We start from the raw sequence: 12204 nt of genomic DNA, 5'->3' as shown, positions 1-12204 counted from the left end.
CATCTCTCAACGACAGTTCAAGGTCCATCATGACCAACACTTCCAGCACTTCGGCAGACGACGACAGGATCCTCCACGAGGTCGCGGCTCTCCTGAGCGAGGGAAAGCCGGTCCCCATCGACATGGAGGAGCGCAGCCTGCGAATTCATCTGCGCGCCCACCCCACGCGTTCGGACCTTCTGCAGCGCCTTTGCGCTGTGCTTGCCGAGCAAGGAAGGCTGGTGCCGATCGATCTCGAGGAGCGTGCGCTGCTGGCGCTGATGGAGCTTGAGCCCGATCGGGCCGATCTGAAGGAGCGTCTCCGCATCGTCCAGGTGGGCCTCGGCAAGAAGCCGCCGCCGCCGCCCATCCTTGGTCTGGCCGGCGAAGAGGCTTCGCAGACCGATGTCGACTTCCAGTCCGAGGCGGAAAACTATGACCAGCGCTCGAAGTTCGGCGATTTCGACCCGGACTTCGCTCCCATCCTCGAGAGCGCGCGACGCTACACCATGACGTCGGTCGAGCGCATGTACGCGCTCTACAAGGCGATAGAATATATCGAAAGCGCCGCCATACCTGGTGCGATCGTGGAGTGTGGAGTTTGGCGCGGCGGCAGCATCATGGTTGCCCTGGCGGCCCTCAAGGCGCTCGGTCGCACCGAGCGCGACATCTATTTGTTCGACACTTTTGAAGGCTTGCCTCAGCCCGACGCGGCGAAGGATGTCGACATGTTCGGCAACCGCGCAATCGATGGCTGGCTGCCCCATTCTCGCGGTGAGACGCAGAGCAATTGGGCCTATGCGAGCCTCGACGACGTCCGCGCCAACGTTGCGCGGACAGGGTATCCGATGGAGCGGATCCATTTCGTCAAAGGCATGGTCGAGGATACCCTGCCGGCCGCGGCGCCGGAATCCATCGCGCTCCTACGTCTCGACACCGACTGGTACGCATCGACGCGGCACGAGATGATCCATCTTTTCCCGCGCTTGTGTGCAGGTGGCGTCCTGATCATCGATGACTACGGGCATTTCCTCGGGGCGCGGCAAGCCATCGACGAGTACATCGCCGAACAAAAGGTGCCGTTGTTGCTCAATCGCATCGACTATTCAGGGCGCTTGGGGATCAAAATAGCTTCGGAGGAAAGGCCTGTGCCGTCGAAATGGTCGTGGTTTCTCGGGAGAAGTGGTGGCTGACAATGGATTTTCCACGAGAGGTCCAGCCAATTTTGCGAATTTCGCCTTCCTCGTCGCGAGTTGGCGAAGAGCTATCGGGGTCTCGCGCTCTGCCCGCGTAAGAAGATGATCTTGTCGCTGAAGCCGGGGCGGGGTACGGTCTTCGGCGCTAGGTTTGCGGGGCGGAGTTCATCCGTGGTCTCTGATCTCCAACCGTAGCTGCTGCGGCCATTGTTGGCGGCGATGCCGGCCAGTTGGCGATCTTTTCGGAGTGGGCCCCCACCTCTCCAGGAACATGCTGGCAGTCGAGCAATCGAGGGCGATCGATAGCAGGCCCTCCGGGGATGTGTTATCAGCGCCCGCCCACGCCTGCCGCGATCGATACTGTGTTCGCCACCCACTCGCAATAAACGGAGTTATTACTATGGGAATTAGCATGGGGAGCGTTCACGTAATGGAGCGCTACGGATTGCTTTCAGCAGGGCGAAAGGTGCTGGATTACGGCAGCTCTAACCTTTACACCGCCACTGCGGAAGAAGTCGCGGCTTTCGTTCGGCGTCACAATCCCCGGCCGCGCGCCGACCTCGACACGTGGGCGGAACGATTTGCAGCGGGCTCGCTTGCCGATGCCTCCGGGAGCGCGCTCAACCAGTCCTTCGTCGGCGAGATGTTCGAGGAGGCCGGCATGGGTTACGACGCGATCGACATCGCGGTTGGGTATAAGACCACAGTCGTCGACCTGAACACCAGCCGCCTGCCCGAAAATATGGTCGGCGCCTACGACACGGTGCTCAATTTCGGTACGAGCGAGCACATTCTCAACCAGATGAACGTGTTTGCGACGATTCACGCCGCGACGAAGGAGGGCGGGCTGATCATGCACTCCGTGCCTAGCGTCGGCTTCGTCGATCACGGCTACTATTGCTATACGAGCCGATTTTTCTTCGATCTGGCGGGCTATAACCAATATGAAGTTGTCGATATGTGGTTTGATGGGCCGGTTTCAAACGAAAACATCTTCGCATCGGCCCGCCAGTATCAATCCTATTTTCCAGCCCTCACCAAGCGCCTCGAATTGATCGGGCAGGTCGAGCGCGAAACGGTGCTTGATCGGACAGGGATCCCGGTGATCGCCCTCCAGATCGTCTACCGGAAGCAAAAGAATGTCCCCTTCATGGGCACCGTGGAAACCAGCACTAGCGTGGGCTCCGTCCCCGCGGAGGTGCTCGGAAGCTACAACAGATGACAGGCGCCGTGGCGGCGCTGGTCAGTTTGGCAACGATGCCGTCTGCCGCGCCGCCTCGCGAGCAAGCGCACGAATGTCTTCGCCGATGTCATCGGCGGAGGCGGCGAGGATCGCGTCAAGGCGGTTTCTCAGGTCGAGGCGCGAAGGATCGTTTGCCAGAATAGCGAGAATCATTCGCACTTCGATCTGCGGCGCAACCGATCTACCCTGCATGGTAAGCACACTTACATAACGTTGCCACATGCCGGCATCATCGGGCGCGATGGTCAGAGCATGACGAAGTCCCTGTTCCTCCAGTTCCAGAGGCGGCCTCTCGCCACGACGCGCCATGTCGGTCGCCATCTCGTACGCACGTTTCAGTCCGTTCAAGTCGTCGGTCCGAGCGGCCTCGATCACCGAGGCGCGATAGGACGCTACGAGTGTCTCGGCCGGACCATCTGAGATAACGCGCCCGTGCTCCAACAGCAGACAGCGAGTGCACATGCTGGCTAGAAGCGCTTCAGAATGCGACGCGATGACGAGGATCGACGAACGGGTGATGAGCTCGTTCATCTTGCGCTCGGCCTTCTGCGCGAACTGCGCGTCGCCGGTCGCCAGGCCCTCATCGAGGAGAAGGATCTCGGGCTCGACCGCCGTGGCAATCGAGAAACCAAGGCGGGTCATCATGCCAGAAGAATAGATGCGCACCGGCAGGTCGATATAGTCGCCGAGTTCAGCGAAATCGATGATCTCATCCATTTTTGCAGCGATCTGGCGTCTGGTCAGGCCGAGATGCAGTCCGCACGTGATGAGGTTCTCGCGACCGGTGCCATCGATGTTGAGACCAGGAGTGGCGTTGAAAAGGGTTGATATCGTGCCGATGCTGGTGATCCGGCCGCGGGTCGGCGGATAGACTCCGGCTAGTAGCCGCAGCATGGTCGACTTGCCCGCACCGTTGTGACCCATCAGGCCGAGCCTGTCGCCTTCGCGCAATTCGAAGGATATGTCGCGAAGCGCCGTCACCATGCCGCGCTCGAGGTCGATCTGACCGCCCGTCCGTGACAAGCCTGCGCGGCGTCCTCGCGCCAGCGATACGCGGAACTCTACCCAAGCGCCTTCAACCGTCAGACGTGCCACGGGGATGTCCCTTCAGTACCAATAGGGTATGCGGTCGCGATGCCGACCGTAGGCCCATAGCGTCACTGCTGAGCCGGCAGCAAGCGTGCTCGCGACCCACACCCAGCTCACCAAAGGGGGCGTGATGCCGAGCAACGGTTCCCGTACGATGCGGACCATGTGAAACAAAGGATTCAACTCGGCAGCGAAGGCCAGTTGGGGGCCCAGCATTTCCTTGGGCCAGAAGACCGGCGTCACGAACAGCGCTATCTGCATCGCAGTCCCGGTGGCCGGGGCGAGATCCCGCCAGCGAAGGCACAGAAGCCCGGAAAGCAGGCTCATCCACACACCGTTCGCCGTCAGCAGCAGCAGCCCTGGAATCGCGAGGAGAGACGGCCACCCCGGCGAGTGTAGCGTGCCCACCATCACGAGGACATAGAGAAGAAAATGATGTGCGAACAAGAGCAACGCGCGCCAGACATGAGCGAAGGCGAAGGCAAAGAATGGGAAGCGCATGGATAGTGCAGTCGACTGGCCTGCGACCAGTATGCCCGTGCCTTCGGTGACAAACGATGCGATCAGGGCCCAGACGATCAGGCTTACAGTGACATAACGAAAATACTGCAAGGGATCTTGACGCAAAATCGTGCTCCAGACCACGCCCATCGTCAGTACGAACGCGGCAAGCCCGAGCGTGTGCCAGAATGGCCCGATCCAGGTGCGCCGGAAGCGCCAGACCACGTCGATCCACCCTGCATGCAGCCACACAGGCGCAAGCCGCACCGCCTCGGCTAGATCACGCAACGCGATGGCGAACGGGCCGCCGGGGGCCGGCGATACGAGCACCTTTTTGTCCGGACCCCTTTTCGTCTCGAGGTCGGGCATTGTGGGGATCGTCATATCGCTTTGTTCCTCAATGCTCCGGCGCCCCGATTGCCCGACTCAGGATCCGGCAACTGGGGCAAGACTGGCGGTGAAGGCTCGTTAGCCGCTACAACCCACCAGCGAAGACCGAACGCGGGCTGGCCCGGAAAATGGATCGGAACGTGCCGCCTGCGTGAACAAAAGCTTCATTGCGCGCTATGACAGCGTCCTCGTTGTTGATCGAAAGAGCAAGCAGCGCGAGGTTGATCCCCTTGTCCACGAGGGCCGCCGATGGAAGGATAGGCAGCCGCCCTCCGGGCAGAAATTTACCCTGCTTTTGTGGCGTGTCGTCCGCGACGAAATCGATGAGGTCAGCCACGCCCATATAGTTGGCGAACGCGCAGGCAAGGTGTCCGGCGCCGAAAAGTGCGATCGGCCCTCTCTCTGCCCTGAACCGCTCCAACGAGGCGCGCAGGGTGTGCCGTGCAGGCTGGTAGGCCTGGGCATAGCTCTCAAGCAGCCCAACCTGCGCGCGCGCAGCCGGGCTTTTGCGGATCGGGCCCGGGGTTCCCGTCTTGCGCGCGAGCTGCACAAGAGAGTTTTCGAACGGCAATTGATACACATCCGTGCGGATCGGCTCCAAGCCACCGATCGATAGCATTGGCTCGAACGTCTCCGGCGTCAAATAAAGCGAATGCTCCTCCCAGAGCATGCAGTAGTCGTGAAGCCTGAGGCTGGTGGTGCAGTCGGGTACTTCCACCATGACAATCCCGCCCGGCTTCACCAGCGCGGCGATACCCTGGATAAACGAACGCGGGTCCTCGGCATGCTCCATGATGTGCCTGACAATCAGGACATCGGCCGCACCCCGCCGCGCGGCGATTGTCGCCATGCGGTCCGGTGTCGTGAGCTTCTGCACGGTTTCGATATTGGCAGCCGGATTGGCGACGCCGAGATCCTCGTCGAGCTTCACGCGCCAGGTGTTCAGGAAGCCCTTCCGCCGGAAGCGCTCGACGGTGGTGTCATCCTTCGACGTCAGGGCTCCGATCACGCTGTTGGTGTTGACGCCGGGCAAAGCCAGGATCTGCTCGACCACGCCATCGAGGTGCTCTTCCGGCTCGCGCGCGAATAGCCAATCATAGGGCGGTACGAGCGCGTCGTGGGGAACAGGCTCCATGCTTTGGATCGTGCCGCAGTCTTCGCACTGTCCCAGCGCAAGACGGAAATCACGCTCCGGCGCATTCGATTCTTGAAGGAAGAATGTCGAGACGGGGTGACAACCGACGTCAAGCTGTTCCCGGACAGCCCCCGACGCACAAATCAGACAAGCCACGCTTAGCCTTCCAAATCTCTATCCGTTAACACCTGAATTCGACGGTGGGCGCGATGTATCGCATCTGGCGCGTCGGTGAAAGCTTCGATTTTGTATACCGTGCAGCCCGGCGTCGTCGGCTGCCTATGGTCGATGGGCGAATCAGATCGCTGGTTTGGCCAGATTGGCAAGGAAGGCGTGGCCGGCTACCGGATCCGTCTCGGGCGGCGCCCATGTCGCCGCTTCGGTCGCGGCGGGATCGAAGGGACCAATGGTCGTCTCGATGAAGGTCAGCCATTCCGACCTGAATCTCAGAGTATGGAACACCCTGTCGGGCATACGATAGAAAAAGCTGCCCCCGTCGGCGGCCGGCGACATGTTGATCGTCCGGGTCACATTTCCAGCTTCGTCGAACAGCAGAGCATCGCAAGCACCCTCCACAATGCCAAGGGTCTCGACCTTTCCGAAGTGCCGGTGAGGTCGCACGTAGGAACTGCGGTGCATGACGATCAACATTTCTTGCTGGGCTGAAGCTGCGTCCGCGTGGAAGCACAGTCGGCAGCGGCGCCGTGGCGACCTCGCGGCATTCTCGCGCAATAGCGTTATGGTGGCGCTGTCGACCGCAAGGAAGTCGCCATTGGAGTAGAAAACCTCCTGTGAAATCTGCTTCAAGCTCGTTTCCTTGTATTCGCTACACTTTGCATTTGTGATCTCCGGCTCTCGCAGCGGTAAATATACTCGCAATCCCGCGCCAATAAACATATTCCATCAGCTGACGTTGAATTCCCGCTACCGCGCCCGATGAGCATTTCGGGATCTGCGAGGGTGCCTATAAGACGGGCGTGCGCTTGGCAGGTGGGGCGCCGGGGCAGTGTGGTCTTGACCCGCGAGCAACCACCACGATACATCCCGTGTCGTCCTCAGAATTCCTCTGGCTCCGAAACGGCTGGTACTGAGCACCTGTGGGGCGCCCTAGAGAGGGCAGAGTGGGCCTCGATCAATTTGGGATTTCATCGTGAGCCTTGGAGCGCTGGACGTCTAGTCGGCGAAAGGGGCGCGGGTTTGACGAGCGCTTCCGCCCTATCTGTTGCCTTGTCTCAGGGCTTCGTGGTGGGCGGCATTGGAGCCGACGGGGCTGCAGCGCCGTCACGTGTTTAATTGCGGGATTGGGTTCCCTCAAGTCTGGACCAAAAATTTGACTGAACGATTGAAGGTTAAATTCCTCGCCGCGATTTGGGGCGCCAGATACATTGAGGAGTTCGCAAGGGTTTCGATCCCGTCCTATCTCGCCGAGGGTAATCTTCCTTACGTGGCGTCCGAGACGGATCTGGAAATCCTGATCATGACGTCGAGAGATAGCCGGGCGACATTCGACGAAGAGCCGGCTTTTTCCAGGCTTAGCGAGCTTTGTAACATTCGTTATATTTTTATCGACGACCTGATTTCGATCGGCGTCTATGGAGTGACTTTAACGCTGGCATTTGCCCGCGGCATACTCGACAGCGGTTCGGAGCAAACGAACACGCATTTCATCTTCATGAATTCCGATTTCGTCCTTTCCGACGGCGCCCTGCGCAAATTGGTGGGCGAACTCCAGAAGGGCAGGCGGTGCGTCATGGCGCCGTCCCTGAGGGCGGGCACGGAGAGCGTTCTCCCTGAATTGAGCGCAGCGATCGATCCGAAAGACGGCGTGCTTCGCATGTCGTCGCGGCAATTGGTCAAGCTCGCGTTTGACCATCTCCATCCAACAGTGATGGCCAAGACCGTCACGCAGGAATTGGTGACCTGCAAGACGCACAACCAGATCTATTGGCAGGTGGACCGCTCAACGCTTTTGGCCCGCTACCACTTGATTTTCATGTTGGCGATCAAGCCGGAAGTGCCATTGGGGAGCATCAATTCGTACTGCGATTACGGGTTTGTTCCAGAGTTGGTGCCGAGCGGAGAGTTCACCATTTTGGACGACTCCGACGACTTTTTCATGCTCGAGCTCCAATCGGTCGCGCAAGAAAGGGAGTTGCTTACCGGCGGTTCGTCAACGCCGCGGGAGATCGCGTCGGAGCTGTCGGTCTGGACGACGCGAGAGCATCGGCGTTTCGCCGAGGTTGATGTTCTGTTTCATGCGGAAGACCTGCCGGCCGACCTCGCGAGCGCTCGCACCGGGCTTTCTGATTTCATGGGGGTGATGCAGCGCGAGATGAGCACTACGCCGCTGGACCATGTCGATCACTTCTACTGGGTGTTCGGGGTTCAAGCGTGGGCGTCTCTCAGGTTCGGGGGGAACGCTGACAGCGACCTGCCTCTGGAGATTGCCAGACGATCTGAGCTGAGTGCTCCCTCCGCTGAGACCACAGCGGTCGCTCCGAAAGGCAGTCTCGTCGGCCGGACGAGAAGGGTTGCTGCCAGCCTGTATGCCAGCATGCTTGGACGGGCGCGGATGCTCGCGCAGCGTCGGCCGAATGTACCGATATGGCATTATCTGTGGCTCGATTGCCGGCTGGTGCTCGATTGGCTCGGCGGGGTATCGACGAGACCCGGCCAGCGCAACCTGCTGATCTGCAGTGAAGCTGGTTCTCTCGCCTCCTACTTTAGCAAATTGCCGACGTTCGACGTCGACCTGGGACTGGAGGCCTGGCTCGCTGAGAGCGGCGACGCCGGTACGGGCGGGCCCACCCATCCGGATGGGAGCTACGACAACGTTCTCATTCACATGTATCGATCGAATGTCCGCGAGATGCGAAAGATGCTGGAGAAGGCCGAGCGTCTGATCAAGCGCGACGGCACGCTGTCCGTCTATGTCGACCATGTGCAATCCGAGATCGATCCCAGCAATTTTTCTATCGAACTGGCTCAGTATGTGGATCAACTGCTGCCATCGGACTGGGTCGGCTATCGTGTATCGGCGCGGTTCGCTGGCGGTGCAACGAAGCGGCGGCTTCGGCTTGTGGAGAGGCGCCTTTTTCGGTACCTGTGGCCCTCATCCGTCTGGCGGCTGCCGCTTGTCGCGGCCGCTGTCCTGTCATGGTTCGGCGTCGCCGCCATGATGTCGGTCAGCAATCTGCGCAACAGGAATCTGACGAAGAAATGCCCACAATTCTGCAGCAGTTTTCTCGCATCTTTCAGTCGTCCCAGTAGACAGCCTCGCTAAATGAAGTTGCGGCGGCAGGCCGGCGTCCTGTGGCGCTGTCAGGGGGGCGATCACGAGCGCGATTTTGGTCGCGATGTGGCCCCGATGACATGCGGCTCAAACGTCAGGCGCGATTTCGACTCTCGTACCCAAGACAGGTTTGCCCACAGATGACGGATGAGGCGGGATTTCTGGTTGTCGGAGGAGACAGTCTCGTTGGCGGCGGCGTGACCGCTGCGCTCAGGCGCCGGGGACATTCTTTCTTCACGACGACACGTCGGCACAGCAACCTGACGGTCGGCCGGACCTTTCTCGATTTCGAGAGCACGGAACCGTTCAAGGCCCCGGACGGGGTCGGTTACGCCTTCGTTATCGCGGCTGCGACGAACTACGATCGTTGCGAGACGGACCCTATGGCACGGGTGATCAATGTCGAGCTCATTCCTCGCACGGTGGCTTCGTTGCTCGAGCAGGGCCTCTTTGTGACGTTCATCTCGACCAATTCGGTCTTTGGTGGCGAGCGCCCATGGCCCGGGGAAGACGATGCTCACGCGCCTCAGATCGCATACGCGCAGCAGAAATCGGACGGGGAGCTGGCGGTTCGCGCCGCCGCCGAACGACTGGGTGCCACGGATCGACTCAACATCGTGCGTCTGACGAAGATCATGAATGGGGCGGTGTCGCCGCTGCCGGCCTGGTTCGACGCCTGGCGGCGTGGCGAGCCTGTCCAGCCCTTTTCGGACTTGATCTTCGCGCCAATCTCCGTGCGGTTCGTTGGCGAAGCGCTCGTCACTATTGGCGAGAGGCGCGTATCGGGCAACCTGCACCTTTCGGGCGCGGAGAATGTCGACTATGTCACTTTCGCACATGCTCTTGCGCGTCGCGCCGGCGTCGATGCGGCGTTGATTTCGCCCTCGTCCGCGGCGGAGAAGGGCATCCACATCGCGTTCAAGCCGCGCTACAGCGGCCTTGGGATGACGAGGACGACACAACTGACCGGTATTGAGCCGCAAAAGCTCGACGATCTCATTGCAGATCTAGGCGACTAATCCGAGGACACCGATTATGACCGCGATTGTTACCCGTCGGACGAGCTGCCGTCTGTGCGATTCAAAGAACGTGGAACGAGTTGTCAATCTCGAGCCGATCCCGCTGTCGGAAAACTACACCACTGATCCCAGTGTTGCGGCGCAAGCTCCCAGATTTCCCATCGATGTCTACATGTGCGCCGATTGTGGCCACGTGCAGCAGCTGGACGTCATCGACCCGAAATTTCTCTGGGATTCCTATACATATTACTCCGGCGAAGCGAAGGGGATGCCCGAGCATTTCGGGCAGATGTCGGACAAGTTCATCCGCAAGGCCGAGCCGCCTGCGGGCGCGCTCGTCATCGATATCGGGAGCAATGACGGTTCGCTCTTGAAGCCTTTCAAGAATGCGGGCTACCGCGTCCTCGGCATCGACCCGGCCAAGGACGCCGCCCAGCGCGCGAACGATGCCGGCATTCCAACGATCACGTCGCTGATGACGCTCGATCTTGCAAAAAAAATCCGCGAAGAACATGGGCCGGCGCATATCATTTGTGCCTTCAATGTCTTCGCTCACGCCGACGATCTTGGCGAGATAGCGGAGTGCGTGCGCATCATGCTTGCGCCGGACGGCCTCTTCTTTTTCGAGGCGCAGTACCTTATGGATATTATCGATGGCGTGCTTATCGCTACGATCTTCCATGAGCACATGAGCCATCACTCTGTGAAACCCATGGTGCGGTTTCTTGACCAACATGGCCTGGAGCTGGTTGCCGCAGAGCGTGCACGGATCCAGCATGGCTCTCTGATCGGCACCGTGCAGCTCAAGGGTGGAGGCCGGCCGGTCGAGGCCTCGGTGCAGCAACTGGTGGCACTGGAGGATGAGCGCCGGTTGGACGATCTTGATGTCCTGCGTGCGTTCGACGCCAAGTTGAAGCAGTTGCGCGAACAAACCGCCGGCCTCGCATCCAAGTGGCGAAACGAGGGGAAGACGATTGCAGGATACGGAGCCGCGCGCAGTGGCCCCACCCTTATTGCACAGCTTGGCCTGGCCGGAACAATCGACTTCATTGTCGATGATCATCCGCAGAAGGTTGGAAAGCTTGCGTCTGGTGATGGCATCCCGATCGTTCCGACTGCAGAACTTCTAAAGCGTATGCCCGATTATGCAGTGATCCTTGCTTGGGTGCATTCGCAGAAGATCATCGAAAGTAACCAAGAATACCTAAACAATGGCGGACATTTCGTCGTCCTTTGTCCGGAGACGCGAGTCGTCGGCAGGGATGGAGATATCAAGCTCTAGATCAGAGCGCTGCTGCCACAAGAGTGTCGGAGATTCCACGAGATGGATAAAGCCAAGACCAAAGAAGCTCAATACCAGGTTATTGTCGAGGCGGCGACAGAGCGTGGTGTTGAGTCTATGGGGTTACGTAGCAGCGAGAGCTGGTATGAAGACCCGAAGCATATCGTGTTTCGCTTTTCGCGCTATAAATTCGTTTCGAAAATGCTGGCTGGTCGAAAGCATGCGCTTGAGGTTGGCTGTGGTGACGCGTTCGGCACGCGCATCGTGCAGGCGGAGGTCGATAAGCTTACGGGCATCGACTTCGATCCGGTGTTTATTGACGACGTCAAGTCGCGCATGGTGCCACGATGGACATTCGACGTGTTCGTCCACGATATGCTCGACGGCCCGGTTCCCGGTGAATTCGACGCAGTCTATGCCCTCGACGTGCTGGAGCATATCGAGCCAGAACAGGAGGAACTCTTCCTGCACAACTCTTTTGCGCCGCTCGATGTCGAAGGCGTCGGGATAATCGGGCTTCCGTCGCTGGAAAGCCAAGTCTATGCCTCTACACAGTCGAAAGCGGGGCATGTTAACTGCAAGACTGCGCCTGACCTAAAGCGCCTAATGCAAAAATATTTCTATAACGTATTCATGTTCAGCATGAATGACGAAGTGGTGCATACGGGTTTTCACAAGATGGCGCACTATATTTTTGCTGTCGGCGCTGGTAGGCGCAGGTAAGAGGAGCGCTCGATCGTATCGAGCCACACCTGCAATGCCTGATTTCGTGACCGTTGCTGTATGTTGACATCTGGAGTCGTCGACAGCCTCCAGGTTGTTGACGATTTTCCGTCAAATCGACAAAAATCAGAAAGAATAGGCCTGCGCGGTGGCGAGGCGCAGTTTTTTTGGGTCCGTGGGCATCATTTGACGCCGCCATTGAAATTTATCCGCTGCGTAGTAGTTCTGCTTGGCGGGGGCCGAGCGAATGCCGGGGCGGTCACATATTGCTCCGCCAGACGTAGGCGGTTCGGGTATCCGGTTGATATCGCGGAAGTTTTTTGCGGCGATTTCCTGTGAATTTGCCGATTGATCG

At 59.4% G+C, this 12204-nt stretch carries 10 protein-coding genes; 6 read left to right on the top strand and 4 right to left on the bottom strand.

What is annotated here, in order from left to right; all coding sequences use genetic code 11:
* Positions 1 to 29: 29 nt before the first annotated feature.
* Both E8M01_RS02335 and E8M01_RS02330 read left to right on the top strand, forming a co-directional pair.
* A complete protein-coding gene (locus E8M01_RS02335; RefSeq protein WP_136958638.1) occupies positions 30 to 1172 on the top strand; it encodes a TylF/MycF/NovP-related O-methyltransferase in 1143 nt (380 codons plus the stop codon).
* A gap of 433 nt (positions 1173 to 1605) precedes the next feature.
* Positions 1606 to 2397 (top strand): class I SAM-dependent methyltransferase, encoded by a 792-nt coding sequence (locus E8M01_RS02330; protein ID WP_136958637.1) that lies wholly within the window; start codon positions 1606 to 1608, stop codon positions 2395 to 2397.
* 21 nt (positions 2398 to 2418) lie between these two features.
* Here the strand turns inward: E8M01_RS02330 and E8M01_RS02325 are convergent, their stop codons facing one another.
* From E8M01_RS02325 to E8M01_RS02310, 4 genes are all read right to left on the bottom strand, one after another.
* Positions 2419 to 3513 carry an ABC transporter ATP-binding protein gene (locus E8M01_RS02325; RefSeq protein ID WP_136958636.1) on the bottom strand — a complete coding sequence of 365 codons (1095 nt, stop codon included), beginning with the start codon at positions 3511 to 3513 and terminating at the stop codon, positions 2419 to 2421.
* A 12-nt stretch (positions 3514 to 3525) separates the two neighbouring features.
* Positions 3526 to 4392: an ABC transporter permease gene (locus tag E8M01_RS02320; protein ID WP_136958635.1), complete on the bottom strand. Its 867-nt coding sequence runs from the start codon at positions 4390 to 4392 to the stop codon at positions 3526 to 3528.
* Positions 4393 to 4483: 91 nt separating this feature from the next.
* Complete coding sequence (locus tag E8M01_RS02315; protein ID WP_136958634.1) at positions 4484 to 5689, bottom strand: methyltransferase domain-containing protein; 1206 nt, start codon at positions 5687 to 5689, stop codon at positions 4484 to 4486.
* A 141-nt stretch (positions 5690 to 5830) separates the two neighbouring features.
* Positions 5831 to 6340: a WbuC family cupin fold metalloprotein gene (locus tag E8M01_RS02310; RefSeq protein ID WP_170181738.1), complete on the bottom strand. Its 510-nt coding sequence runs from the start codon at positions 6338 to 6340 to the stop codon at positions 5831 to 5833.
* A 523-nt stretch (positions 6341 to 6863) separates the two neighbouring features.
* Here E8M01_RS02310 and E8M01_RS02305 point away from each other — a divergent pair.
* The 4 genes from E8M01_RS02305 (at position 6864) to E8M01_RS02290 (ending at position 11849) form a co-directional block, all read left to right on the top strand.
* Positions 6864 to 8816 carry a hypothetical protein gene (locus tag E8M01_RS02305; RefSeq protein WP_136958632.1) on the top strand — a complete coding sequence of 651 codons (1953 nt, stop codon included), beginning with the start codon at positions 6864 to 6866 and terminating at the stop codon, positions 8814 to 8816.
* Between the two features lie 149 nt (positions 8817 to 8965).
* Positions 8966 to 9844, top strand: coding sequence for a sugar nucleotide-binding protein (locus tag E8M01_RS02300; RefSeq protein WP_170181737.1), 879 nt, complete (start codon positions 8966 to 8968; stop codon positions 9842 to 9844).
* 16 nt (positions 9845 to 9860) lie between these two features.
* Positions 9861 to 11126, top strand: a complete 1266-nt coding sequence (locus tag E8M01_RS02295) for a class I SAM-dependent methyltransferase (protein ID WP_136958630.1) — start codon at positions 9861 to 9863, stop codon at positions 11124 to 11126.
* A gap of 42 nt (positions 11127 to 11168) precedes the next feature.
* Positions 11169 to 11849 (top strand): class I SAM-dependent methyltransferase, encoded by a 681-nt coding sequence (locus E8M01_RS02290; protein WP_136958629.1) that lies wholly within the window; start codon positions 11169 to 11171, stop codon positions 11847 to 11849.
* Positions 11850 to 12204 lie beyond the last annotated feature (355 nt).

Source organism: Phreatobacter stygius (assembly GCF_005144885.1).
GTDB lineage: Bacteria > Pseudomonadota > Alphaproteobacteria > Rhizobiales > Phreatobacteraceae > Phreatobacter > Phreatobacter stygius.
Note: the sequence above shows the minus strand (reverse complement) of the source record. Positions and strands in the feature narration are given on the sequence as shown.

Coding starts and splice junctions, on each gene's coding strand:
- E8M01_RS02335 (WP_136958638.1), top strand. CDS start 30: ATGACCAACACTTCCAGCACTTCGGCAGACGACGACAGGATCCTCCAC.
- E8M01_RS02330 (WP_136958637.1), top strand. CDS start 1,606: ATGGAGCGCTACGGATTGCTTTCAGCAGGGCGAAAGGTGCTGGATTAC.
- E8M01_RS02320 (WP_136958635.1), bottom strand. CDS start 4,392: ATGACGATCCCCACAATGCCCGACCTCGAGACGAAAAGGGGTCCGGAC.
- E8M01_RS02300 (WP_170181737.1), top strand. CDS start 8,966: ATGACGGATGAGGCGGGATTTCTGGTTGTCGGAGGAGACAGTCTCGTT.
- E8M01_RS02295 (WP_136958630.1), top strand. CDS start 9,861: ATGACCGCGATTGTTACCCGTCGGACGAGCTGCCGTCTGTGCGATTCA.
- E8M01_RS02290 (WP_136958629.1), top strand. CDS start 11,169: ATGGATAAAGCCAAGACCAAAGAAGCTCAATACCAGGTTATTGTCGAG.